The organism is Kitasatospora sp. NRRL B-11411, assembly GCF_000721345.1.
Lineage (GTDB): Bacteria > Actinomycetota > Actinomycetes > Streptomycetales > Streptomycetaceae > Kitasatospora > Kitasatospora cineracea.
The window spans coordinates 51,382-77,503 of the sequence record NZ_JOGH01000039.1 but is presented as its reverse complement, the minus strand read 5'-3'; the positions used below and the strand labels follow the sequence as shown (position 1 = coordinate 77,503).

Sequence of the window (26,122 nt, the reverse complement as noted above, 5' to 3'; positions counted from 1 at the left end):
CTCGCGGATCAGGTGCAGGTCCAGCTCGCCCAGCGTCGGGGCCAGCCGGTAGCCGTCCTCCTGCACCAGCGGCTCACCGCCCGGATACGTCACCCGCAGGGTGTAGCGCGGGAAGCTCTGCCCGGTCAGCAGGCCGGTGAACAGGCCGCCCTGCTGGTGCGTCAGCTCCGCCGGGCCCAGTTCGGTCTCCACCACCACCCGCTCCGCGAACGGCCGCAGCACCCGGATCGCGGTGCCCGTCGGCAGCTCGTGCGCGCCCAGCAGGGCGTGCGGGTCGTGGTGCGCGCCGGACACCAGCCGCTCCACCTCGGCCGGTGGCAGCGGGGCCTCCGGCAGCCGCAGCGCGCCCCCGGCGCCCGCCGGCCGCGCCGTGGCCGGGGCGGCACCCGCCGCACCCGCCCGGGCGGCCGGCTGCTTCGCCGCGGCGGACTTCGCGGGCGCCTTCGCGGGCGCCTTGGCCGGGGCCTTCGCGGCGGACTTCGCAGCGGGCCGCCCGGCGGTGGCCTTGCTGCGCGGACCGCTCCGGAACGTGGCCGGGACGGCCGGTTGGCGGTCGGCGGACGGGTCGAGCGGACCGAGCGGGGTCACGGCGGAATCCTCCAGGATCGGGGTGCCTTGCGCGGGGACGCGGGGGAACTGGCTTGCTGGGTAAGTGAGTTGGAGGTGCGACGGGTGCGGGGGAGGGGCGGCTCGCCCGGCCGCCGGAGGGGCGGCCGGGCGCGGGTCAGACGGAGTCGGCCAGGCGGTTGATCGCGGCCAGCGGGATCGGCAGCCAGCTCGGCCGGTGCCGGGCCTCGTACACCACCTCGTACACCGCCTTGTCGATCTCCAGCGCGCGCATCAGCTCCGGCGCGCCGGTCGGGTCGACGCCGCCGCCCGCGGTGTAGCCCGCGCAGTACGCGGCCCGGTTGCGGGAGGCCCAGGCGGAGGCCAGCAGGGCGAGCTCCGGGTCCTGGCCGGGGGCGCCGGCCAGCAGGTGGGCGGCCGCGTAGTCGAAGGAGCGGAGCATCGCGGCGACGTCCCGCAGCGCGGGCTGCGGCAGGCGGCGCTCGGCCAGCGGCTTGGCCGGCTCGCCCTCGAAGTCCAGCAGCACCCAGCCCTGCGGGGTGCGCATCGCCTGGCCCAGGTGCAGGTCACCGTGGATCCGCTGGACCAGCAGGCCGTCCAGGTGGGCCTCGGTGAGCTGCTGGAACGCGGCGCGCAGCGCCGGGCGGTAGCGCATCAGGCCGGGCACGGCGGCGACCGCGGAGTCCAGCCGGCCGGACATCGCGTCGGCCAGTTCGGCGATCCGGGCCCGGTCCAGCCGGGTGGTCGGCATGGTGCGGGCCAGCACCCGGTGCACCTCGGCGGTGGCCCGGCCGAGCCGGTGCGCCTCGATGGCGAAGTTGCCGGGCGAGGGGTCGCCCTTGAGCCGGGCGACCTGGTCGAGGGCCAGCTCCCAGCCGTCCTCGGCGTCGGCCAGGTAGCGCTGCAGCAGGCCCAGGGTGGCGGGCTCGGAGCGCTCCAGCCGGCACTCGAACCAGGCGGCGACCCGGGGGATGCGGGTCGAGCCGGCCCGGGACAGCGCCAGGGACAGTTCCAGGTCGGGGTTGGTGCCCGGACTGATCCGGCGGAACAGCTTGAGGATGAACGCGGTGTCGTAGATCACCGAGGAGTTGGACTGCTCGGCGGTCGACGCCCGCCCCGGCAGGTTGCCCGGCAGGCCGGGGCCGGGGGTGCGGCGGAAGGACAGCGAGCCGAACCGGTCGCCGGTGGCCAGGTGCTCCAGCAGTCGGCCGGTCAGCTCCGGGTCGTGCACCGCGTCGTACAGCGTCGCCCCGTCGTAGGTGCCGCCGGTCAGCCGGCCCAGCACCGCCATCGGGCCGACCGAGGCGGGCTGCTCGGAGCGGATGCCCAGCAGCAGCTGGTAGACGTCCCCCGGGCCGGCGGAGGAGCCGCCGTGCTCGACCCGCAGCAGCAGGTGCAGCAGGGCGGGGTCGCCGACCTGCAGCGGGGTGCCGACCACCGGGGTGAGCGCGGCGATCGGCCGGCCCTTGCCGGCGTACCAGCGCTGGGTGGGAAGCCACTCGGCGATCAGCGGCAGCGCCGCCTGGACCAGTTCGCCGACTCCGGCGGCGGTTCTCCGGACCCCCGGTGTGCGCGTTCCGACCGGCCCGGTGGCGGCGTCGGAGGGCTCACGGTGCACGTGGGCTTGAGAACGGGAGGGTTCGGACATGACTCCCTTTCCCCGGAAGCGGGCGGACGCCCGACGAATCGTGGCCGGGCCCAGCAGTCTTCCGGATTTCGGCGGCGCGGCGGCGACGGCACGCGAGCAGCGACTCGGTGTCACGCCTTCGTGTGGGTGGCCGTTGGGCTGTTCTCCGTACGCGGTGGTGCGAAGACCTCCGGGGGCGCGCGGGAATTCCCGCGCGCCCGGCGGAGGGAGACGTCCCGTTCGGGGCCTGAGGGATCGTTACTTCGTGGACGTGCTGAGGCGGTCCGGCCGCTACCGGGACCCGGACGGCTTCGTCCGGGACTGGCGCAACTGGAACCAGTAGAACCCGTGGCCGGCCAGCGTCAGCAGGTACGGCCATTCGCCGATGGTGGGGAAGCGCACGCCGCCGATCAGCTCGACCGGGTACCGCCCCCCGAACTGCCGCAGGTCGAGTTCGGTCGGCTGCGCGAACCGCGAGAAGTTGTTCACGCACATGACCAGGTCGCCCTCGTACTCGCGCACGAAGGCCAGCACCGCGGGGTTGCTGGAGGGCAGCTCGGTGTAGCTGCCGAGGCCGAACGCGGGATTGAGCTTTCGGATCTCGATCATGCGACGCGTCCAGTGCAGCAGCGAACTCGAACTGCTCTGCTGCGCCTCGACGTTGGTCACCTGAAAGCCGTACACCGGATCCATGATGGGCGGCAGACTGAGCCTGCCCGGGTCGGCGGACGAGAAACCCGCGTTGCGGTCCGGCGTCCACTGCATCGGGGTGCGCACGCCGTCCCGGTCGCCGAGCCAGATGTTGTCGCCCATGCCGATCTCGTCGCCGTAGTACAGCACCGGCGAGCCGGGCAGCGAGAGCAGCAGCGCGGTGAACAGCTCGACCTGGTTGCGGTCGTTCTCCAGCAGCGGGGAGAGCCGGCGGCGGATGCCCACGTTGGCCCGCATCCGCGGGTCCTTCGCGTACTCCGCGTACATGTAGTCGCGCTCCTCGTCGGTGACCATCTCCAGGGTCAGCTCGTCGTGGTTGCGCAGGAAGATGCCCCACTGGCAGCCCGAGGGGATCTCCGGGGTCTTCGCCAGGATCTCGGAGACCGGGTAGCGGGACTCCCGGCGGACCGCCATGAAGATCCGCGGCATCACCGGGAAGTGGAACGCCATGTGGCACTCGTCGCCGCCGGAGCCGAAGTCGCCGAAGTAGTCGACCACGTCCTCCGGCCACTGGTTGGCCTCGGCCAGCAGCACGGTGTCCGGGTAGTTGGCGTCGATCTCCTTGCGGACCCGCCGCAGGAAGTCGTGGGTCTCCGGAAGGTTCTCGCAGTTGGTGCCCTCGCGGGCGTACAGGTACGGCACCGCGTCGAGGCGGAAGCCGTCGATGCCGAGGTCCAGCCAGAACTTCAGCGCGGCCATCACCTCCTCCTGCACCTGCGGGTTGTCGTAGTTCAGGTCCGGCTGGTGGCTGAAGAAGCGGTGCCAGTAGTACTGCTTGCGGACCGGGTCGAACGTCCAGTTCGAGGACTCGGTGTCGACGAAGATGATCCGGGCGTCCGGGTACTGCTTGTCGTCGTCGGCCCACATGTAGAAGTCGCCGTACGGGCCGTCCGGGTCGTTGCGGGACGCCTGGAACCACGCGTGCTGGTCGCTGGTGTGGTTGACCACGAAGTCGATGATCACCCGCATGCCGCGGGCGTGCGCCGCGTCGACGAACTCCACGAAGTCGGCCAGGTTGCCGAACTCGGGGAGCACCGACTGGTAGTCCGAGACGTCGTAACCGCCGTCCCGCAGCGGGGAGTTCATGAACGGGGGCAGCCAGAGGCAGTCCACCCCCAGCCACTGGAGGTAGTCGAGCCGCGAGGTGAGCCCCTTGAGGTCGCCCACGCCGTCGCCGTTGCTGTCCTGGAACGAGCGCACCAGCACTTCGTAGAAGACCGCGCGTTTGAACCACTCGGGGTCGCGGTCCCGGGCGGGGGTGTCGGCGAAGGTGTCGGGGACGGGCTCGTTGACTGTCACTGCGGGTTCCTCCGAACCGTGAGGAGGTGGGCCGGCCCGGAAGAGGGATCGAGCCGGACGTAGTTGTGACGGCCCCAGGCGTAGGTGGCGCCGGTCAGCTCGTCGTGCACCGTCAGCGGCCCCGGCGCGTCGAGCGTCACCGTGGCCTCCTGGACGTGGTGCGGGTCCAGGTTGACCACGCAGATCACCCGGTCCTCCAGGCCGTCCTCGGTGACGGCGGTCTTGGAGAACGCGATGATCCGCTCGTTGTCCACGGGGTGGAAGCGCAGGTCCCGCAGCTGCTGGAGCGCGGGGTGGCGGCGGCGCAGCCGGTTCAGGGCGGTCAGCAGCGGCGCGAGCGAGTCCTGCCGGGACCAGTCGCGCGGGCGCAGCTCGTACTTCTCCGAGTGCAGGTACTCCTCCGAGCCGGGCGCCGCGGCCTCGCCCTCGAACAGCTCGAAGCCCGCGTACACCCCGAAGGTCGGCGACAGCGCGGCCGCCAGCACGGCGCGCACCGCGAACGCGGCCGGGCCGCCGTGCTGCAGGTACTCGGGCAGGATGTCCGGGGTGTTGGCGAAGAAGTTCGGCCGCATGTACGCGGCGGCCTCGCCGGTCAGCTCGGTGAGGTACTCGGTGAGTTCGGCCTTGGTGTTGCGCCAGGTGAAGTAGGTGTAGGACTGGTGGAAGCCGATCTTGCCCAGGGTGTGCATCATCGCCGGGCGGGTGAACGCCTCGGCCAGGAACAGCACGTCGGGGTCGGTGCGGGCGATGTCCGCGAGGACCTTCTCCCAGAAGTTGACCGGCTTGGTGTGCGGGTTGTCGACCCGGAAGATCCGCACCCCGTGGCCCATCCAGAACCGCAGGATCCGCACCGTCTCGCGGACGATCCCGTCGAAGTCCTGGTCGAAGTTGACCGGGTAGATGTCCTGGTACTTCTTCGGCGGGTTCTCCGCGTACGCGATGGTGCCGTCCGCGCGGTGGCTGAACCACTCCGGGTGCTTGTGCACCCACGGGTGGTCCGGCGAGCACTGCAGCGCGAAGTCCAGCGCCACCTCCAGGCCCAGCGCGCCCGCCTCGGCCACGAAGTGGTCGAAGTCCTCGATGGTGCCCAGGTCCGGGTGGACGGCGTCGTGCCCGCCCTCGGGGGAGCCGATCGCCCACGGCGAGCCGACGTCCCGCGGACCGGCCGTCAGCGCGTTGTCCGGGCCCTTGCGGTGGGCCCGGCCGATCGGGTGGACCGGCGGCAGGTAGACCACGTCGAAGCCCATCGCGGCCACCGCGGGCAGCCGCTCGGCGGCGGTGCGGAAGGTGCCCGACACCGGCGGCTCGACGCCCGACGGGTCGACCACCGCGCCCTCCGAGCGCGGGAAGAACTCGTACCAGGAGCCGAACAGCGCCCGCTTGCGGTCCACCTGCAGCGGCTGCGAACGGGTGGCCGAAACCAGCTCCCGCAGCGGGTGGCGGGCCAGCAGCGCCGTCACCTCCGGGTCCAGCGCCGCCGCGTAGCGGCTCAGCGGCGGCAGGCCGGTGTCGCGCAGCGCGTCCACCGCCGCCAGCACCTGGGCCCGGCCGTCCTTCTTCGGCACCCCGGCGGCCGCCCGCTCCAGCAGCTGCGCGCCCTCCTCCAGCACCAGCGCGGTGTCGATCCCGGCCGGGAGCTTCACCGCCGCGTGCTTGCGCCAGGTCGCCACCGGGTCGGACCACGCCTCCACCAGGTACGACCAGCGGCCCGGGGCGGTCGGCGTGACGTACGCGCCCCAGCGGTCGCTGCCCTCGGACAGCTCGCGCATCGGCGTCCACGGGCCGGAGCGCCCGCGCGGGTCGCGCAGTACCACGTTGGCGCCGACCGCGTCGTGGCCCTCGCGGAACACCGTGGCCGAGACCAGGAAGCGCTCCCCCTCCACGGCCTTGGCCGGCCGCCGGCCGGCGTCGACCAGGGGGGACACGTCAAGCACGGGGATGCGGCCGATCACGGTGTCGCTCTCTGTCGTCTTGCGGGCGGGACGGGCGGCGGCGCGCTTGGCGGCCGGACGCGCGGGGGGTTCGGTGCCGGTCTCGGCGGTGGGTCCGGTGGAACCGGTGGTCTTCCGGGTGGTCCTCTTCCGGGCGGGCCCGGCCGACGGGCCGTCAGCGGCCGTCGCGGCGACGGCTTCCGCGACGGCTTCCGCGGCAGCCGGTCCGGCGGCCGCGGTGCCGGTGGACCGGACGGTGGTGGTCCGTTTCGCCGCGGCCTTGCGGGGGGTGCCCGCGGCCCGCTTCACGGCCGGTTCGGCGGCCTTCCGGCGGGCCGCGCCGATGCGCGGGGCCGGTACCGGGGGCTCCCCGGCCGACGGAGTGTCGGGTGTGTGGTCCGTCGGCACCGTGGACTGGTCCCGCGTGTCGCCGTGCATGCCAATGCTCCTGCCCGAGATCGGCGGCAGCTCCCGCGGCGGAGGCGCCGGGGGAGTGCCGGGAGGACTACTGGGTGAGGAAGGACGTGCGGTCGGAGCCTGTCCGTACGGACGGACCCGGCAACTCCGCCCACCGGCCGCGGCCACCCGGCGGCGCGCCGAGCCGGACGCACGTGTCCCGGCGCGCGTCGCTCGATGCACGCCCCCTGCGTGACCCAACCCATCGGAAAAACGACCCGGCAGGGAACAAGGACACGCGAAGTAGCGGCGACTGGGGCCGAATGGGCTAAGGAGTGTGAGGGTTCGTCGAACAGGACATGCAGCGGCCGAGGCAGCAGGGGCGACCACCCGATCGCGCACCAGCGGCACTCACGACCTTGTTGCATCCTCGCACCACCGGCAAGGGCTGTGCGCGGGTTGGCGCGCTCTTTAAGCCGCTATGTCGCAGTGCGGAAGCCACCCGCAACACCTCCGTTCCCAGAAGTTCACACCTGACGGCGCGTCTTTTCCCAGCGTGCGCCCCCCGCGCGCCGGGATTTGCCACCACGCGCCCGGAACGATCTCAACGCTGCTCCGAACGGGTGTGCCGCCCGCCAGTTGACGCCCCGTCAGGCGCACGACCGGGGCTACGCTCCATGCCGTGAAGGCAATCCGCAGGTTCACCGTCCGCACTGTCCTGCCCGAACAACTGCAGCCACTGCACGAGCTCGCGCTGAACCTCCGCTGGTCCTGGCACCCCGAGACGAGGGAGCTGTTCCGCTCCGTCGACCCGGACGTCTGGGCCGCCGTCGGAGAGGACCCGGTCCGACTGCTCGGCGAAGTCCCCGCCGCCAGACTCGCCGCGCTGGCCGGCGACCGGCGCTTCCTGCGCCGCCTCGGCGACCTGTCCGACGAACTGCGCGACTACCTCACCGCCCCGCGCTGGTACCAGGGCGCGAGCGACCCCGCAGGTCCGGACGGCGAGCTGCCCGCCGCCGTCGCCTACTTCTCCCCCGAGTACGGCATCGCCGCGGCCCTGCCGCAGTACTCCGGCGGCCTCGGCATCCTGGCCGGCGACCACCTCAAGGCGGCCTCCGACCTCGGCGTGCCGCTCGTCGGCGTCGGCCTGTTCTACCGGCACGGCTACTTCCGGCAGTCCCTCGACCGGGACGGCTGGCAGCAGGAGCGCTACCCGCTGCTCGACCCCGACGCGCTCGCCGTCACCCTGCTCCGCGAGCCCGACGGCACCCCCTGCCGGATCGACCTCGCCCTGCCCGGCGGCCGCACCCTGGCCGCCCAGGTCTGGCGGGCCCAGGTCGGCCGGGTCCCGCTGCTGCTGCTCGACTCCGACGTCGAGGCCAACAGCCCCGCCGAACGCGACGTCACCGACCGGCTCTACGGCGGCGGCAGTGAGCACCGGCTGCTGCAGGAAATACTGCTGGGCATCGGCGGCGTCCGCGCCGTCCGCACCTACTGCCGGCTCACCGGCCACCCCGAACCCGAGGTCTTCCACACCAACGAGGGCCACGCCGGCTTCCTCGGCCTGGAACGGATCGCCGAACTCACCGCCGCCCACCCCGGGCTCGGCTTCGCCGACGCGCTGGAGGCCGTCCGGGCCGGCACCGTGTTCACCACCCACACCCCGGTGCCCGCCGGCATCGACCGCTTCGACCGCGAGCTGGTCGCCCGGCACTTCGGCGGCGACGCCGCGCTGCCCGGCGTCCCGGTCGACCGGGTGCTCGCGCTCGGCGCGGAGAGCTGGAGCGGCGGCGACCCCAAGCTGTTCAACATGGCCGCGATGGGCCTGCGGCTGGCCCAGCGCGCCAACGGCGTCTCCACCCTGCACGGCGCCGTCAGCCGGGAGATGTTCCGCGGCCTGTGGCCCGGCTTCGACGCGCCCGAGGTCCCGATCACCTCGATCACCAACGGCGTGCACGCCCCCACCTGGATCGACCCCGCCGTCGTCCGGCTCGGCGCCACCGAGATCGGCCAGGAGCGCGCCGAGCACGCGATGGCCGTCGGCACCGCCGAGCAGTGGACCGGCCTGGAGCGGATCGGCAACGCCGAGGTCTGGGAGCTGCGCCGCTCGCTGCGCGCCCAGCTGGTCGACGAGGCCCGCCGCCGGCTGCGCGCCTCCTGGCGCCAACGCGGCGCCGGGGAGGCCGAGTTGGGCTGGACGAACAGCGTCCTCGACCCCGACGTGCTGACCATCGGCTTCGCCCGCCGGGTCCCCTCGTACAAGCGGCTCACCCTGATGCTGCGCGACCCGGCCCGGCTGCGGGCGCTGCTGCTCGACCCCGAGCGGCCGGTGCAGATCGTCATCGCGGGCAAGGCGCACCCGGCCGACGACGGCGGCAAGCGGCTGATCCAGCAACTGGTCGCGTTCGCCGACGACCCCGCGGTGCGGCACCGGATCGTCTTCCTGCCCGACTACGACATGGCGATGGCCAAGACGCTGTACCCCGGCTGCGACGTCTGGCTGAACAACCCGCTGCGCCCGCTGGAGGCCTGCGGCACCTCCGGGATGAAGGCCGCGCTGAACGGCTGCCTCAACCTGTCCATCCTCGACGGGTGGTGGGACGAGTGGTACGACGGCCAGAACGGCTGGGCCATCCCCACCGCCGACGGCGGCACCGGGGAGGGCGTGGTCGACCCGGAGAGCAAGGAGGCCGAGCGGCGCGACGACATCGAGGCCGCCGCGCTCTACGACCTGATCGAGCACCAGGTCGCCGCCCGGTTCTACGACCGCGGCGCGGACGCCCTCCCGCACCGGTGGATCTCCATGGTCCGGCACACCCTGGTCACCCTCGGCCCGAAGGTGCTGGCCGGGCGGATGGTCCGCGAGTACGTCGAGCGGCTGTACGCGCCGGCCGCCGCGGCCCGGCGGCGGCTCGCGGGCGACGCGGGCGACTACGCCGCCGCGAAGGCGCTGGCGGGCTGGAAGGCCGGCGTCCGGGAGGCGTGGCCCGCGGTGCGGGTCGAGCACGTCGAGGCGGACGGGGCGGGCGAGGCGCAGGAGCTCGGCGCGACGCTGGCCCTGCGGGTCCAGGTCAACCTCGGCCGGCTGCGGCCCGAGGACGTCGAGGTGCAGGTGGTCTCCGGGCGGGTCGACGAGAGCGACCGGATCTCCGAGGCCGGCACGCTCGCCCTCAAGCCCGCGGGCGGCGGCACCGACCTGGACGGCCGGATCCGCTACGAGGGCCACCTCGAACTCTCCCGCACCGGCCCGTTCGGCTACACCGTCCGGATCCTGCCCACCCACCCCCGGCTCGCCTCGGTCGCCGAGCTCGGCCTGCTGGCCGTCCCGGTGGAGGCCGGCGGGATGGACGCGGGGGTGCTCAGGTAGCCGTCCGGCGCACGAGCGGGGACGCCGGGGGCCGCACGCCCCCGGCGTCCCGCCGTCATGGCGTGCGCCAGGTGTGCCAGAGGTCGGCGTACGGGCCCCGTTCGGCGAGCAGGTCCTCGTGCGGGCCCAGCGCGGTGAGCCGGCCCCCGGCCAGGACGGCCACCCGGTCGGCGTCGTGCGCGGTGTGCAGCCGGTGCGCGATGGCGATCACGGTGCGGCCGGCCAGCGCGGCGGCCAGCGCCCGCTCGGTGTGGCGGGCGGTGGCCGGGTCGAGCAGGGCGGTGGCCTCGTCCAGGACCAGGGTGTGCGGGTCGGCGAGGATGACCCGGGCCAGGGCGAGCTGCTGGGCCCGGGCGCCGTCGAGCCGGGTCGCGGCGGGGCCGAGCTCGGTGTCCAGGCCGTCGGGCAGGTCGTGCTGCCAGCCGACCGCGTCCAGCGCGGCGGTGAGCGCCGCGTCCCCGGCCCCGGGGGCGGCGATCCGCAGGTTGTCGCGCACGGTGCCGAGGAAGACGTGGTGCTCCTGGGTGACCAGCACGACCTGGCGGCGCAGCCGCTCCGGCGCGAGGTCGGCGAGCGGGACGCCGCCGACGGTGACGCGGCCGGCCCGGGGGCGCTCGATGCCGGCCAGCAGGCGGCCGAGGGTGGTCTTGCCGGAGCCGGAGGGGCCGACCACGGCCAGCCGCTCGCCCGGGGTCAGGTCGAGGTCCAGGCCGTGCAGGACGTCCGGCCCGTCCGGGTAGGCGTAGTGGACGCCGCTGACCCGGATCCGGTCGTCGGCGGGTTCCTGCGCGGGGGCCGGGCCACCGCCCTGCGCGGGGACGGACGCGGGCGCCGGGGCCAGGCCCTCGACCCGGGCGTACGCGGCGGTGCTGTTCTGCAGGCCCTCCAGCAGGATGACCACGGTGTCCAGCGGGTCCACGATGCGCTGCAGGTACAGCGCGGTGGCGACGGCGGCGCCCGGGGTGACGGCGCCGTGGGCGACCAGCACGGCGCCCAGCGGGAGGACCAGCGCGGCCGGGACGGCGTACGAGACGTTGACGGCGGCGAAGAACCGCAGCCGCAGGTACAGGGTGCGCATCCGGGCCCGGTGCGCCTCGGCGACGGCCGCCCGCCCGGCGGCCAGGCGCACCGGGCCCAGGCCGAGGGCGTCCACGGTGCGGGCGCCGTGCGCGGTCGCGGAGAGGGTCTCGGCCAGGCCCGCGGTCGCCGCCCGGTCGGCGAGGTAGGCCGGGCGGGAGCGGCGCAGGTACCAGCGGGAGGCGAGCGCGATGCCGACGACGCCGAGCAGGCCGCAGCCGCCCAGCAGCGGGCTGACGACGAGGATCGCGCCGAGGATGAACAGGATCTGCGCGCAGGCCACCAGCAGTTCGGGCGCGGCGTCCCGCAGGGTCTCGCCGACGGCGGTGGAGTCGGCGGTGCCGCGGGAGGTGAGGTCGCCGGTGCCCGCGCGCTCGGCGGTGCCCGCGGGCAGGGCGAGGACCCGGTCGAGCAGCTGCTCGCGGACCTTGGCGGCGCAGCGCTCGCCGAACCGGTGTCCCAGGTAGCGGGCCTGGCGGCTCAGCAGGATCTGGGCCAGGGCGCAGCCGAGCAGCAGCAGGCCGATCCGGTCGACGTCGCCGGTGGTGGCCCCGGCCCGGACCCGGTCGATGATCCGGCCCAGCAGCCAGGGCCCGGCCAGGCCGAGCAGGGCGGCCGCGGCGTTGAGGGCCAGCACGGCGGCGAAGGCCCGGCCGTCGGAGCGGACCAGGGCGGCGGCGGCCCGCCGGACCTGGCGGGGGGAGGCGATCGGCAGGGTGCTCAACTGGCTTCCTCGGCGGGGGTTTCGGGGCGGGCGGCGGGGCCGGCGGTGGGCTCGGGACGGGCGCCGGTGTCGCGGCTGACCAGGGCGCGGTAGCCGGACTGGGTGCGGAGCAGCTCGCGGTGGGTGCTGGTGGCGGCGACCTTGCCGTCGACCAGGTAGTGCACGGCGTCGGCGCGGTCGAGCAGCAGCGGGGAGGTGGAGGTGAGCAGGGTGGTCCGGCCGGTGCGGGCGGTGCGCAGCCCGGCGGCCATCGCGGCCTCGGTGTGGGCGTCCACCGCGGAGGTCGGCTCGACGGCCAGCAGCACCTCCGGGTCGGCGGTCAACGCCCGTGCCAGGCGCAGGCGTTGGCGCTGGCCGCCGGAGAGGTTGCGGCCGTCGGCGGCCAGCGGGGCGTCCAGGCCGCCGGGCAGCGCGTCGTGCACGTCGCGGGCGGCGGCCGCGTCGATCGCGGCCAGCAGGACGGCGTCACCGGCCCCGGTGCGGCCCCGGACGGTCTCGCGCAGGGTGCCCGCGAACAGGGCGGCCTCGTTCTCGGCCAGGGCGATCCGGTCGCGGACGGCGGTCAGCGGCAGGTCGGTGAGCGGGGTGCCGCCCCACTCGGCGGCGGTGCCGGGGGTGAGCCGGGCGAGCCGTTCGGCGACGGCGGCGCTCTCGGCCGGGCGGGCGCAGGCGAGCACGTTCAGGGTGCCGGGGGCCAGCCGGACGCCGGACTCGGGGTCGGCCAACTCGGCCTGCCCGGAAGGCGGTTCGGTGGTGCCGAGGTCCGGTTCCGGGGCGAGGGTGAGGAAGGCCACCACCCGGCGGGCGCTCACCAGGGCGCGGCCGATCTCCTGGGTGTTCTCCAGCAGGAAGTAGACCGGGACGATCAGCACCGCGGTGTACCCGAAGACCGCGGCGAGCTGGCCGGGGGTCAGCTCGCCGGCGACGGCGAGCCGGGCGCCGAGCCAGGTCACGGCGGCCAGCAGCAGCACGGGCAGGCCGGTGCCGAGGGCCTGGATCCAGCTGGTGACGGCGCCGACCCGGTAGCCCGCGGCGCGCAGCCGCCGGGAGTCCTCCCGGTAGCGGGCCGCGTACGCGTCCTTGCCGCCGAGGCCGTTGAGCACCCGCAGCCCGCCCGCCAGGTCCTCGAAGCGGGCGGTCAGGCGGGCCTGGTGGTCGCGGTAGGCGTCCTCGACGTGCTGCTGGCGGGAGAGCAGCGGGCGCAGCGCCAGGACGAGCAGCGGCAGGCCGAGCAGGACGATCAGGGCCGGCAGCGGGGAGAGCGCGAACAGCAGCACGGCGATCGTCAGGTAGCAGACCGCCGCGCCGACGCCCGGCCCGACGAAGGTCAGCGCCAGGGACATCCGGACCACGTCGGAGATGCCGATGGTGACCACCTCGCCCGCGGTCACCTGCCGGGGCAGTGCCGCGCCCAGGCGGGTGCTGTGCCGCAGCACCACGGCGACGGTGCGGAAGGTGGCGTCGTTGCGGATCAGCGTCATCACGCGGTGGCGGTGCCAGGCGAGCGCGGCGCTGAGCAGGCCGAAGGCGAGCATCGCGGCGGCCCAGCCGAGGGCCGGGCCGGTCCGCCCGGTGCGCAGGCCGTCGTCCACCGCGCGGGAGAGCAGGTAGGGCTGGACGGTCAGGCCGAGCATCCAGGCGGTGCCGTAGCAGGTGCCGGCCAGCGAGCGGCGCAGCTGGCTGGTGGCCAGCCACACCAGGAAGCGCAACGGACTGCGGACGTCGGGTTCGCCGGGGTCGCCGGCCGTCGGATCGTTCACGGAGGGGGAGGCTAGCGGCCCGGTGCGGGGGCGGGCGATCGAATTCGCCGCCGGTGGGACCGTTCCGGCCGCGCCGGGGGCTCCGCGGAACCGCCCGCCCCCCATTGGCGTCATGGTGACGCCAATGGGGGGCGGGGCGGCGCCGCGTCGAGCCGGACTACGCGGCGTAGACCTGGAGTTCGGCGACCTGGCCGGCCGGCCAGCCGGTGTTCGCGGTGAACACCAGGCGCAGGTGGCGGGTGCTCGTCCCGGAGGGGAGGGTGAGCGTCGCGGTGTTGCCGCTCGCCGGGTCGAAGAGGTAGCCGGTGGGCGGCAGCAGGCGGGTGAAGGCGGTTCCGTCGGCGCTGCCCTGGAGTTCCACGGTCTGGGTGCGGGCGGTCCAGGCGGCGGCGGGCGGGACGGAGAGGACGACCCGGCGCACCGGCAGGGCCGAGCCCAGGTCGGTCTGCAGCCACTGCGGGAAGGCGTTGTTGGCGCTCTCCCAGTAGCTGTTCGGGTCGCCGTCCACCGCGTTGCCCGCGGCATAGCCCTGGGTGTGGCTGCTCTCCGCGGCGGGCCGGTGCAGCGCCAGGTTGCCGGTGGGGACGGTGGCGGCGGAGGTGGTCGCGCTGACCTGGCCGGAGGGGGCGGAGACGTTGCCCGCCGCGTCCAGGGCCCGGACGGTGAAGTTGTACGCGGTCGAGGGGGACAGGCCGGTGACGGTGAGCGAGGTCGCGGCGGTGGTGGCCGCGACCGCGTCGCCGAGCAGGACCCGGTAGCCGGTGACGCCCACGTCGTCGGTGGCGGCGTTCCAGGCCAGCGAGACCGTGCTGTCGCTCTGCCCGGTCACCCGCAGGCCGCCCGGCGCGCTCGGGGCGGTGGTGTCCGGGGCGGTCGGGAGCGGCGGGGTCGGGCGGGCCGCCGTCACCGGCAGCTGCCCCTTGAGCATCCGGCCGCCGTCGCCGGTCAGCCGCAGGTAGTAGTCCGAGGAGCAGGCCGTGCCGTCCTCGTCCAGCGCCAGGAACCCGGACCCGGCCGGGACCCAGGCCTGGGACTCGGCGGTCTTGGCGATCTGGTTGCCCTCGTTGTACTCGTCGAACATCGAGACGTAGGCGGACGCCACCCCGGCCCGGGCCATGTTGTAGAACTGCCGCCACATGAAGTCGCCGTGCGCCCGCTGCCGGTCGCCCACCCCGCCGGGCAGCACGCACGGCTGGTAGTCGATGCCGTGCGCGGTGCACTCCGCCAGGTCCGGGACGGTCGCCACGGTGTAGAAGTTGTCGGCGTCCGCCGCGCTGCCGATCCGGCCGACCAGCCACGGCGAGAGCATGTCGAAGGCGTGGTAGACGTCCGAGAAGCCGGCCCGGGAGTCCCGGTCGCCGGTGCGCCACCAGGTCGGCACCCCGCCGATCACGTAGCAGCCCTGCGCCTTGAACCAGTTGAGCACGTCCAGGCACTGGTCCGGGGTGAACGGGCGCTGGTTGTCGTTGAAGCCGAAGCCCCAGATGCACACCACCGGCCTGCCGTTCTGCCGGGCGTACGCGGACGAGGCGGTGTGGGCGCGCATCTTGCCCGTCCAGTCGGCCTTGATGTCGGACTGCATGGTCGTCCAGTCCGAGACGTCGTACATGACGTAGAACTTGACGCCCTGCGACTCCGCCGCGCTGCGCACCTTGGCCGCCATCGCGTCCCGGGTCGGGCCCTCGCCGCCGGTCGGGTTGAAGCGCTGCAGGGCGGCGGTGTCGATGCCGTACTGCTTCATCCAGCGGAAGTGCACGTCGACCGTGGACTGGTCGTAGGACGAGAACAGGGACGCCTGCTGACCGTTGTTCAGGTTCGGGAAGGCGGTGGCGTACGCCTTCGGGTAGTCGCGGACGTCCGGCCAGGCGACGATCGAGCTGTTCGACGGGGAGGGGGCGGCGCCCCAGTTCCGGGCCCAGTGCCACCAGCCGTTGATCGGCGCGCCGTCGCCCGGGCAGGCGAACCAGCCCTGGTAGCCGACCGTCACCTTGCCGACCACGTCGCCCGGCGCGCTCGCGGCGTGCGCCGTGCCCGCGCCGGGGCCGAGGCCGAGGCCCAGGCCCGTCGCCCCGAGCGCGCCGGCCGCCGTCGCCGCCTGCAGGAACGTCCGTCGGGATACCACCATGCCGTTGCCTCCGCCCGGTTGACCGACACCTTGTCAGGTCCTCGACCCAACGGACCGGGAGCGTAACGGCGTTGACACCGGGCGGCAATATGTTCGACGTTCATTGCAAAAAACTGACGTCTGCTTGGAAGAGTGGTGCGGAGGGCTCAGACCAGGCTGTCCTTCCAGGTCCGGTGCAGGGTGGCGAAGCGGCCCTCGCCCGCGATCAGGGCGGCGGGGGTGCCGTCCTCGATCACCCGGCCCTGGTCCATCACCAGGACCCGGTCGGCGATCTCGACGGTGGACAGGCGGTGGGCGATGATCACCGCGGTGCGCCCGGCCAGCACCGTGCGCATGGCGTACTGGACGGCCTGCTCGCCGGGGACGTCCAGCGAGGAGGTGGCCTCGTCCAGGATCAGCACGGCCGGGTCGGCGAGCAGGGCGCGGGCGAAGGCGACCAGCTGGCGCTGGCCGGCCGAGATCCGGCCGCCGCGCTTGCGGACGTCGGTGTCGTAGCCGTCGGGCAGGGCGGCGATGAAGGCGTGGGCGCCGATCGCCCGGGCCGCGGCCTCGACCTCGGCGCGGGTGGCGTCCGGCTTGCCGACGGCGATGTTCTCGGCGACCGTCCCGGAGAACAGGAAGGACTCCTGGGTCACCATCACGACGTTGGCGCGCAGCTCGTCGGTGGACAGCTCGCGCAGGTCGACGCCGTCGAGGGCGACGGCGCCGGAGGTGGGGTCGTAGAAGCGGGCGAGCAGCTTGGCCAGGGTGGACTTGCCCGCGCCGGTGGCGCCGACCACGGCGGTGGTCCGCCCGGCGGGGAGCACCAGGTCGAACGGCGGGAGCACCTGCTTGCCGTTGGCGTAGGCGAAGGAGACCGAGCGGAAGGCGACCTCGCGGCCCTTGCCCGCGGCGGCGGGCAGCTCGGCGGGCTCGGCGGGCTCGGGGACGGACGGCTCGTGGGCGAGCAGGCCGGCCATCTTCTCCAGCGCGGCGGCCGCGGACTGGTAGCTGTTGAGGAACATCGCCAGCTGGTCGATCGGGTCGTACAGGCGGCGCAGGTAGAGCACGAAGGCGGTCAGCACGCCGAGTTCGAGGCTGCCGTCGGTGACCAGGAAGGCGCCGAGCACGACCACGCCGGTGATCCAGACGTTGGCCGTCAGCCGGGACAGGAAGACGTACCGGGCCATCTCCAGCAGGCCGTCCGCGGTGGCGGTGGCGGACTGCCGGTTGACGGTGGCGAACGCCCTGTCGTTGGCGGCCTCGCGGCGGAACGCCTGCACCGGGCGGATGCCGTTCATGGTCTCGGTGAAGCGGACGATCAGCGAGGCGACGGCGGTGCGGGAACGCCGGTAGACCTGCTGGGAGCGGCGCCGGAAGGACCGGACGATCAGGTACATCGGCAGGAAGGAGACCAGCGCGGCCAGGCCCAGGCGCCAGTCCACCACCAGCAGCACGACCGTGATGTAGCCGACCGACAAGCAGACCATCAGCAGTTCCTGCAGGCCCTCGGCGAGCAGCTCGCGCAGGGTGTCCACGTCGCTGGTGGCGCGCGAGATGATCCGGCCGGAGGTGTAGCGCTCGTGGAAGTCGAGGCTGAGCCGCTGGGCGTGCCGGAAGATCCGGCCGCGCAGGTCCAGCAGGACGTCCTGGTTGATCCGGGCGGCGACCCGGATGAACGCCCGCTGCAGCAGGGTGGCGAGCAGCGCGCAGCCCAGGTACGAGGCGGTGACGGCGATCAGCGGGCCGGCGTCGTGGCCGCGCAGCGCCGGGATGCCGCGGTCGATGGCGTAGGCGACCAGCAGCGGCCCGGCCTGCAGGGCGGCCTGCTGGAGCAGCACGGCGAGCACCGCGACGGCGATCCGGCGGCGGTGCGGGGCGAGCAGCGAGCCGAGCAGGGCGCGCGGGGCGCCGGGCGGGACGGGGATGTCCTGGTCGTCGGCGGCCTCCGGGAGCAGGTCGTCCTCGTCGGCGGCGGGTTCGGCGACGGCGGTGGTCATCGGGCCAGCGCCCCTTCCAGCTCGGGCTCGCCGGACATCAGGGCCCGGTAGGCGGGACAGGAGCGCAGCAGCTCCTGGTGGGTGCCGACGGCGGCGATCCGGCCGTCGGCGAGCAGCGCGACCCGGTCGGCGAGCAGCACCGTGGACGGGCGGTGCGCGACGACCAGGGCGGTGGTGTCGGCCAGGACCTGCCGCAGGGCGCGCTCGACCAGCGCCTCGGTGTGCACGTCGAGCGCGGACAGCGGGTCGTCCAGGACCAGGAAGCGGGGCTCGCCGACCACGGCGCGGGCCAGCGCCAGGCGCTGGCGCTGGCCGCCGGACAGGCTCAGGCCCTGCTCGCCGACCTCGGTGTCCAGGCCCGCGGGGAGCTTGTCGACGAAGCCGGCCTGCGCGGTGGCCAGGGCGGCGGCGACCTGCCCGGGGCCGGCGCCGGGGGCGCCCATCAGGACGTTCTCCCGGACGGTGGCGGAGAACAGCGTCGGCTCCTCGAACGCGACGGCGACCTGGCGGCGCAGCTCGGCGCGGTCGAGGTCGCGGAGGTCGGTGCCGTCCAGGGTGATCGAGCCGGCGGTGGGCTCGTACAGCCGGGGGAGCAGCGCGGTGAGGGTGGTCTTGCCGCTGCCGGTGGCGCCGACCAGGGCGAGCGTCTCGCCGGGGCGGACGTGCAGGTCGACGCCGGCCAGCAGGTCGGGGGTGCCGGCGGGCGCGTCGGGGTAGCGGAAGCGGACGCCGGTGAAGCGGATGCCGCGGTCGTCGGCCGGGGCGGTGCCGGACGGCGGGTCGGCCGGCTCCGGCTCGTCCATCACCTCGAAGTAGCGGTTGGCGGCGCTGGCGGCCTCGGCGGCGAAGCCGAGCAGCCAGCCGATCGACTCGACCGGCCAGCGCAGGGCCAGCGCGGTGGACAGGAAGGCGACCAGGGTGCCGACCGAGAGCTGGTCGTGGGCGACCAGGACGGCGCCGACGGCCAGGGCGCCGCCGAGGGCGAGCTCGGGCAGGCCGACGATGACCGCCCACAGGTTGCCGAGCAGGCCGGCCTTGCGCAGCTCGGTCTCGCGCAGGTCGGCGCTGTGGCGGCGGAACTCCTCGGCCATGGTGCGGTGCCGGCCGAACGCCTTGAGGATCCGGATGCCGAGCACCGACTCCTCGACCACGGTGGCGAGGTCCCCGTTCTGGTCCTGGGCGAGCCGGGAGGCGGCCGAGTACCCGGCCTCGAAGCGGCGGGTGAAGAACATCAGCGGGATCGCCGGGAGCAGGGTGATCAGGGCGAGCCGCCAGTCCAGCACGAACATCAGTGCGGTGCCGGTCAGGAAGACGGTGGAGTTGACGACCAGGAAGACCAGCGGGAAGGCCAGGAACAGCCGCAGCACGAACAGGTCCGAGGTGGCCCGGGAGAGCAGCTGCCCGGACGGCCAGCGGTCGTGGAAGGAGATCGGCAGCCGTTGCAGCTTGGCGAACAGCTCGCCGCGCAGCCGGGTCTCCACCTTCGCCAGCGGGCGGGCCACGATCACCCGGCGGACGCCGAACAGCACGGCCTCGGCGACGCCGAGCAGCAGCAGGGCGCCGGCCAGCGGCCACAGGCCGGACATGCTGCGGTGGGCGACCGGGCCGTCGACGATCCGGCGCAGCACGATCGGGACGGCCAGCACGCTGAGCGAGGCGAGCCCGGCGGCGGCCATCGAGCCGAAGATCCGCCAGCGGGCCTCGCGCGCGTAGGGCCACAGGCGCAGCAGCGAGCGCACCGCGGACCGGGGTACCGGTCCGGGCGAACCTGATGCGCCGTCGGTTGACGGGGTGTTCGAATCCGCGGGGGTGGGCGGAGCGGGGTTCTGGTTCTCGGCCATCGCCGAGAGGGTAGGCCGGTCCGCCGACATTTCTCATCCGGTTTTTTGCCCCTGTCAGCGAGAACCGGCCAGGCCGGAGGGGGCGCGTCCGCCCACCCGCCCGGCCGGGTGCGCCCCCCGGCCCGCCCGGGCCCGCCGCCGGCCCGGGGCGCGCGCCGGACGCGCGGGGCGCGCCCGGGCATAAACATCCGAATGTCGCGCGCCCTTCCGAGCCTTGCAGGCCCCCCGTGCCGGAGGTGTCTGATCTCCGGTGAGTGATCGCGCCGGATCAGCCGGATCACCGGAGAGCAGCAGGAGACCCGCATGTCGGTCGAGACCCAGCCCGCCCCCGAAGCCCAGGCCGCGCCGCAGCAGAGCCTGAGCACCACGGCCGCGCGCAACCTCGCCACCACGACCAAGTCCAAGCCGCAGATGCAGGAGATCAGCTCCCGCTGGCTGCTGCGCAAGCTCCCGTGGGTGCACGTCTCCGGCGGCACCTACCGGCTCAACCGGCGCCTGTCGTACGCGGTCGGCCGCGGCCGGGTCGGCTTCGCGCAGACCGGCTCGGACGTCCGGGTGGTGCCGCCGACCCTGCGCGAGGTCCCGGTGCTGCGCGGCTTCGAGGACGACGCGGTGCTGGAGCAGCTCGCCGAGCGCTTCGTGCGGCGCGAGTTCACCGCCGGCGAGGTGCTGGTGCGCGAGGGCGACCCGATCGCCGAGGTGTTCCTGATCGCGCACGGCAAGGTCGAGCGGATCGGCACCGGCAAGTACGGCGACCCCACCGTGCTGGCCGTGCACGCCGACGGCGACCACGTCGGCGACGAGGCGCTCACCGTCCCCGACGGCCGCTGGCCCTACGGCGTCAGGGCCGCCACCGCGGGCACCGCGATGTCGCTGCCCTGGCCCGCCTTCCAGGAGGTGCTGGACCGCTCCCCGGCCCTGCAGGCGCAGATCGCCGCCCACCTGGCCGGGCACGCCGCCGCGCAGAACCAGCACGGCGAGGCCGAGATCGGCATGTCGGCCGGCCACGAGGGCGAGTACGACCTGCCCACCGCCTTCGTCGACTACGAACTCGCGCCCCGCGAGTACGAGTTGAGCGTCGCCCAGACGGTGCTGCGGGTGCACAGCCGGGTCGCCGACCTGTACAGCAAGCCGATGGACCAGACCGAGCACCAGCTCCGGCTGACCATCGAGGCGCTGCGCGAGCGCCAGGAGCACGAGATCGTCAACAACCCGGAGTTCGGCCTGCTCGCCAACTGCGCCTTCGACCAGCGGATCCACACCCGCTCCGGCGCGCCCACCCCGGACGACCTGGACGAGCTGCTGGCGATGCGCCGCGACACCGACTACCTGTTCGCCCACCCCAAGGCGATCGCCGCGTTCGGCCGGGAGGCCAACCGGCGCGGCGTCTACTTCTCCACCGCGGAGTTCGGCGGCCACCGCGTCCCGGCCTGGCGCGGCGTGCCGCTGCTGCCCTGCGGCAAGATCCCGGTCCGCTCCGGCGCCACCTCGATCATCGCCGTGCGCACCGGCGAGGAGAACCAGGGCGTGGTCGGCCTCACCCAGGTCGGCCTCCCCGACGAGGTCGAACCCGGCCTGAACGCCCGCTTCATGGGCATCGACGAGAAGGCCGTGGTCAACTACCTGGTCTCGGCGTACTACTCGGCCGCGGTCCTGGTCCCGGACGCGCTGGGCGTGCTGGAGAACGTCGAGGTCAACCACCCGATGTCCTGAGACCGGCCGTCGGGGCCCGGGCCGCGCGGCCCGGGCCCCGACGCGTTCAGCGGGCCGTCAGCAGCACCGCCGAACGGCCCGTCAGCAGCACCTGCGTCACCTCGGCCGGCTCCGGGTCCCCGGCCAGCGCGGTGTCCAGCAGCGGGACGTGCGGGGCGGGCAGGGTGAAGCGCCGCGGCTCGGGGGCGGCGTTCAGCAGCAGCAGGAAGCTCGCGTCGCGCAGCTCCCGCCCCCGCTGGTCGCGCTCGGACATCGCGCTGCCGGACAGCCGCACCGCCAGTGCCTGCCCCGGCGAGAACCAGTCCGCGTCGGTCATCTCCCGGCCCGCCGGGGTCAGCCAGGCCAGGTCCCGCTGCCCGTCCGGCCCGGCCGGGCGGCCGGAGAAGAACGCCCGCTGCCGCAGCACCGGGTGCGCCCGGCGCAGGTGCACCAGCTTGGCGGTCAGCTCGGCCAGCGAGCGCCAGCCGGGGTCGTCCAGCAGCGACCAGTCCAGCCAGCTCGTCTCGTTGTCCTGGCAGTACGCGTTGTTGTTGCCGCCCTGGGTGCGCCCCATCTCGTCGCCCGCGGTCAGCATCGGCACCCCGCTGGAGAGCAGCAGCGTGGTCAGCAGGTTGCGCAGCTGGCGCAGCCGCAGCGCGCGGACCGCCGGGTCGTCGCTCTCGCCCTCCGCGCCGTGGTTCCAGGACCGGTTGTCGTCGGTGCCGTCCCGGTTGTCCTCGCCGTTGGCCCCGTTGTGCTTGCGGTCGTAGCTGACCAGGTCGCGCAGCGTGAAGCCGTCGTGCGCGGTGACGAAGTTGACCGAGGCGTACGGGCGGCGCCCGCCGCGCTGGTACAGGTCGGAGGAGCCGGAGAGTCTGGTCGCCAGCTCGCGGACGTCCGGCCGGGCGCCGCGCCAGAAGTCCCGGACGGTGTCCCGGTAGTGGTCGTTCCACTCGCCCCACAGCGGCGGGAAGCCGCCCACCTGGTAGCCGCCCGGGCCGACGTCCCACGGCTCGGCGATCAGCTTGACCCGGCTGAGCAGCGGGTCCTGCGAGACCGCGGCCAGGAACGGGTGCTCCATCTCCACGCCGTCCCCGCCGCGGGCCAGCGCGGCCGCCAGGTCGAACCGGAAGCCGTCCACGCCCATCTCGGCGACCCAGTACCGCAGCGAGTCGGTGATCAGCCGGATCACCTGCGGGCGCCGGGTGTCCAGCGTGTTGCCGCAGCCGGTGTAGTCGGCGTAGCCGCGGCGCGAGCGGTCCGGCCGGTAGTAGCCCGCGTTGTCGATGCCGCGGAAGGACAGCGCCGGGCCCATCACGCCCTGCTCGGCGGTGTGGTTGTAGACCACGTCGAGGATCACCTCGATGCCCGCCGCGTGCAGCGCCCGCACCATCCGCTTGAACTCGCCGACCTGCTGGCCCCGGCTGCCGGTGGCCGCGTAGCCCGCGTGCGGGGCGAAGTAGCCGAGCGTGTTGTAGCCCCAGTAGTTGACCAGCCCGCGGGCCTGCAGGTGGTCCTCGCTGACGTGGTGGTGCACCGGCAGCAGCTCCACCGCCGTCACCCCCAGCCGCACCAGGTGCCCGACCGCCGCCGGGTGCGCCAGCCCCGCGTAGGTGCCGCGCAGCTCCGGCGGCACCTCCGGGTGGCGCATGGTGAAGCCGCGCACGTGCAGCTCGTACAGCACCGTCTCGGCCCACGGGGTCTTCGGCCGTTGGTCGTCGTACCAGTCGTCGGCGTCGTCCACCACCACGGCCTTGGGCACGTACGGCGCGGAGTCCCGGTCGTCCCGGACGGTGTCCGCCACGTCCCGCTCCGGCCAGTTGCGGACGGCCGCGCAGGTCGCGTCGTGCGCGGTGTAGGCGCCGTCGATGGCCCGGGCGTACGGGTCGAGCAGCAGCTTGGCGGGATTGTGCCGGGCGCCGGTCCACGGGTCCCACCGGCCGTGGACCCGGAAGCCGTAGCGGGTGCCGGGCAGCACGCCGGGCAGGTAGCCGTGCCAGGTCTGGTACGTCTGCTCGGCCAGCCGGTGCCGGCTCTCCCGGCCGCGCTCGTCGAACAGGCACAGGTCGACGGCCTCGGCGTTCGGCGCCCAGAGCGCGAAGTTGGTGCCCCGGCCGCCCTCCGGGTCGGTGCGGAACCGGGCGCCCAGCGGCTGCCAGCTGCCCGGCCACGGCGGATCGGCGTCGGGCCGGGGCGCCGAGCCGTTCCACCGGGCCGCCGGCCGCTCCTGACGGCCCGCGCCCGCACCCAGCTCCTGCCACGCCGTCATGGCGACCCTCCCAGCAATCCGGGGGCCCGTCCCCGTTCTTCCGGTTGTTCCCTGTCCGACGGCCCTCGTCACCCCAGGTCGGGCGGCGTGACGCACCGTGATCGATCATGTGCCCAGCGGCTCCGGCGGGGGCGGGGGCGGCGGGGCCGACCGGCCGCCGGGCGACGCGGCGGCCGCCCCGCCGGTCTCCCGGGCCCGGCTCTCGGTGCGGCCCGGCGACGGCGCGCAGGACGTCCCGGCCGACGGCCCGGTGGAGGTCGCGGTCGCCGAGGGCCGGCTGCTGGCCGTCCGGCTCGCCGACGACCGCGGCACCGCCGTCCCCGGCACGCTCAGCGCCGACGGCGCCCGCTGGACGCCCGACCGCCGGCTGGCCACCGCCACCGCCTACACCCTGGACGCGGTCGCCGAGGACGCCGCCGGCCTGCGCGCCGCCCAGCACGCCGCCTTCGCCACCGCCGCCCCCGCGCACACCTTCGCCGGCTTCTTCACCCCCGAGGACGGCTCCACCGTCGGCGTCGGCATGCCGGTCTCGCTGCGCTTCTCGCACCCGATCGCCGACCGGGCCGCGGTCGAGAAGGCCGTCGCGGTGGTCGCCGACCCGCCGCTGGAGGTCGCCGCGCACTGGTTCGGCGACCAGCGGCTGGACTTCCGCCCCGAGGAGTACTGGCCGGCCGGGACGAAGGTCACCCTGCTGCTGCGACTCAAGGACGTCGAGGGCGCGCCCGGCTACCTCGGCACCCAGGACAAGGACGTGCACTTCACCGTCGGCCGCGCGCTGGTGGCCGTCGTCGACCTGGACGCGCACACCATGACCGTCCGCCGGGACGGCGAACTGCTGCGGGTGCTGCCGGTCAGCGCCGGCAGCCCCGAGCACGGCACCTACCTGGGCACCATGGTGGTCTCCGAGCGCCACGAGGTGACCCGGATGAACTCGCAGACCGTCGGCCTCGGCGACGAGTACGACATCAAGGACGTCCCGCACGCGCTCCGGCTGACCGCCTCCGGCACCTTCGTGCACGGCAACTACTGGAGCGACCCCGCGGTGTTCGGCGCCGCCAACACCAGCCACGGCTGCATCGGCCTGCCCGACACCAAGGGCGGCTCCGCGGACTCCCCGGCCGGCTGGCTCTACCGGCACACCATCACCGGGGACGTGCCGAGTCCGGGCGGTGCCGACGAGGGAGCCGTGGCGGAGCCACGGCGACTGAGGAGAAGCCGTCCGGGCGACAGCCATCGGCCCGCGACGCCGCCCTCCGGATGCCGGCCGGTCCGAGTTCACTGAACCGGCACTCGGCTCCCGCCGAAGATTCACTCAGATTCGCCCGTTATCCTGACCGCGCGCGACCGGGGCCGAGGCGACCAAGCGCCCGGGCCGCGATCGGCCCGGGGCGACGGATCCCGGGCGCAGCACGGGTATTCGCCGGTGGTACCGGGAGGGGAGCAGCGCGGTGGAGACGGTTGGCAAGTCCTGGGCGGTGGCGGGGCAGGGGCGCCGGGCCGGGCGGTCGGCGGCGGCCCTGCTGGTCGGTGGTGCGCTGCTGCTGGGCACCGCGGCCTGCAACGACGGTGGCGGCGCCACCGGTTCGACCGACGCCAAGGGGTCGGCGAGCGCCGGGAGTTCGTCCTCGACCGACGCCGCGCCGAAGGTCTCGGCCGCCCAGCTGACCGTCACCCCGGCCGACGGGGCCACCGACGTGCAGCCCAAGGACGGCCTGCAGGTCGCGGTGGCCGGCGGCAAGCTCACCACGGTCGAGGTGACCGACAAGAACGGCAAGGCGGTGGAGGGCAGCATCTCCGCCGACGGCCTGAGCTGGAAGCCGGCCGGCCAGCTGACCGTCGGCACCACCTACACCGTCGCCGCGCAGGCGGTCGACCCGGCGGGCCTGGTGGCCGCCTCGACCACCAGCTTCACCACGCTGACCCCGGCGAAGACCGCCTCGACCAACGACAACATCGCCGACAACGGCAACTACGGCGTCGGCATGATCGTCTCGGTCCGGTTCGGCAAGGCGATCAAGAACAAGGACGCGGTGCTGGGCGGCGTCACCGTCACCGGCTCCGACGGCACGGTGGCCAAGGGCCACTGGTTCGGCGACAGCCGGCTGGACTTCCGGCCGGAGAACTTCTGGACGCCGGGCACCAAGGTGACGGTCAAGTACCGCTTGAAGAACGTCGAGGTGGCGCCCGGCGTGTACGGCGACATCGACAAGGACGAGCCGTTCACCATCGGCCGCTACCAGGTCTCCACGGTGGACGCGGCGGCCCACACCATGACGGTGGACCGGGGCAACGGCAAGACCGAGACCGTCCCGATCACCGCGGGCAACGACCAGAACGCCTCCTGGAACGGCACCATGGTGATCTCCTCCAAGGAGAAGGTCACCCGGATGAACTCGGCGACCGTCTCCAACGTCAAGGGCGACGAGTACGACGTCCCGGACGTGCCGCACGCGATGCGCCTGACCACCAGCGGCACCTACGTGCACGGCAACTACTGGAGCAGCGCCTTCGGCAAGTCCAACGCCAGCCACGGCTGCATCGGCGTGGCCGACGCCAAGGGCGGCAGCGACAGCTCGGCGGCGGGCAAGTTCTTCAACTCCTCGATCGTCGGGGACGTGGTGCGGATCAAGAACTCCAAGGGCCAGACCGTCTCCGGCGACAACGGCTGGAGCGGTTGGACCATCCCGTGGAGCAAGTGGTAGGCACCGGTGCGCGCGCCGTGACGGCCCGGTGGTCACCCGACCGCCGGGCCGTGGT

Annotated in this window: 13 protein-coding genes and 1 pseudogene; 4 read left to right on the top strand and 10 right to left on the bottom strand. The window is 74.3% G+C overall.

The window, feature by feature from the left end; translation table 11 throughout:
• The 4 genes and pseudogenes from IH44_RS0119395 to IH44_RS0119380 form a co-directional block, all read right to left on the bottom strand.
• Nucleotides 1-588 (bottom strand): annotated as a pseudogene (locus IH44_RS0119395) (1,4-alpha-glucan branching enzyme); the annotation flags it as partial.
• A gap of 136 nt (nt 589-724) precedes the next feature.
• Entirely contained in the window at nt 725-2,215 is a 1,491-nt protein-coding gene (locus IH44_RS0119390) for a maltokinase (protein ID WP_232795011.1), read from the bottom strand.
• Between the two features lie 270 nt (nt 2,216-2,485).
• Complete coding sequence (treS, locus tag IH44_RS0119385; RefSeq protein WP_030460880.1) at nt 2,486-4,204, bottom strand: maltose alpha-D-glucosyltransferase; 1,719 nt, start codon at nt 4,202-4,204, stop codon at nt 2,486-2,488.
• Nucleotides 4,201-6,156, bottom strand: a complete 1,956-nt coding sequence (locus IH44_RS0119380) for an alpha-1,4-glucan--maltose-1-phosphate maltosyltransferase (protein WP_030460879.1) — start codon at nt 6,154-6,156, stop codon at nt 4,201-4,203. The genes treS and IH44_RS0119380 overlap by 4 nt, the downstream gene beginning before the upstream one ends.
• Nucleotides 6,157-7,213: 1,057 nt before the next feature.
• Between IH44_RS0119380 and glgP the strand changes: the two genes are divergently transcribed.
• On the top strand, nt 7,214-9,898 hold the full coding sequence (gene glgP, locus IH44_RS0119375) for an alpha-glucan family phosphorylase (RefSeq protein WP_030460878.1): 2,685 nt from the start codon (nt 7,214-7,216) through the stop codon (nt 9,896-9,898).
• A gap of 55 nt (nt 9,899-9,953) precedes the next feature.
• Here glgP and IH44_RS0119370 read toward each other — a convergent pair whose 3' ends face one another.
• From IH44_RS0119370 to IH44_RS0119350, 5 genes are all read right to left on the bottom strand, one after another.
• Nucleotides 9,954-11,699 (bottom strand): ABC transporter ATP-binding protein, encoded by a 1,746-nt coding sequence (locus IH44_RS0119370; protein ID WP_030460877.1) that lies wholly within the window; start codon nt 11,697-11,699, stop codon nt 9,954-9,956.
• Complete coding sequence (locus IH44_RS0119365) at nt 11,696-13,459, bottom strand: ABC transporter ATP-binding protein (RefSeq protein ID WP_051817068.1); 1,764 nt, start codon at nt 13,457-13,459, stop codon at nt 11,696-11,698. Before IH44_RS0119365 ends, IH44_RS0119370 begins: the two co-directional genes overlap by 4 nt.
• A 157-nt stretch (nt 13,460-13,616) precedes the next feature.
• A complete protein-coding gene (locus tag IH44_RS0119360) occupies nt 13,617-15,584 on the bottom strand; it encodes a discoidin domain-containing protein (protein ID WP_030460875.1) in 1,968 nt (655 codons plus the stop codon).
• 146 nt (nt 15,585-15,730) lie between these two features.
• The gene (locus IH44_RS0119355) at nt 15,731-17,563 is read right to left on the bottom strand and encodes an ABC transporter ATP-binding protein (protein WP_030460874.1); all 1,833 of its coding nucleotides are present in this window, start codon (nt 17,561-17,563) and stop codon (nt 15,731-15,733) included.
• Entirely contained in the window at nt 17,560-19,404 is a 1,845-nt protein-coding gene (locus tag IH44_RS0119350) for an ABC transporter ATP-binding protein (RefSeq protein ID WP_030460873.1), read from the bottom strand. The genes IH44_RS0119355 and IH44_RS0119350 overlap by 4 nt, the downstream gene beginning before the upstream one ends.
• A gap of 303 nt (nt 19,405-19,707) precedes the next feature.
• Between IH44_RS0119350 and IH44_RS0119345 the strand changes: the two genes are divergently transcribed.
• Nucleotides 19,708-21,117, top strand: coding sequence for a family 2B encapsulin nanocompartment shell protein (locus IH44_RS0119345; protein WP_030460872.1), 1,410 nt, complete (start codon nt 19,708-19,710; stop codon nt 21,115-21,117).
• Nucleotides 21,118-21,163: 46 nt separating this feature from the next.
• On the opposite strand, the gene glgX is transcribed toward IH44_RS0119345, so the two are convergent.
• A complete protein-coding gene (gene glgX, locus IH44_RS0119340) occupies nt 21,164-23,365 on the bottom strand; it encodes a glycogen debranching protein GlgX (protein ID WP_030460871.1) in 2,202 nt (733 codons plus the stop codon).
• Nucleotides 23,366-23,462: 97 nt separating this feature from the next.
• Here glgX and IH44_RS0119335 point away from each other — a divergent pair, with 97 nt between their 5' ends.
• Nucleotides 23,463-24,647, top strand: a complete 1,185-nt coding sequence (locus tag IH44_RS0119335) for an Ig-like domain-containing protein (RefSeq protein ID WP_081966982.1) — start codon at nt 23,463-23,465, stop codon at nt 24,645-24,647.
• Between the two features lie 166 nt (nt 24,648-24,813).
• Complete coding sequence (locus IH44_RS0119330) at nt 24,814-26,067, top strand: Ig-like domain-containing protein (protein WP_081966981.1); 1,254 nt, start codon at nt 24,814-24,816, stop codon at nt 26,065-26,067.
• The last annotated feature ends 55 nt before the right edge of the window (nt 26,068-26,122 follow it).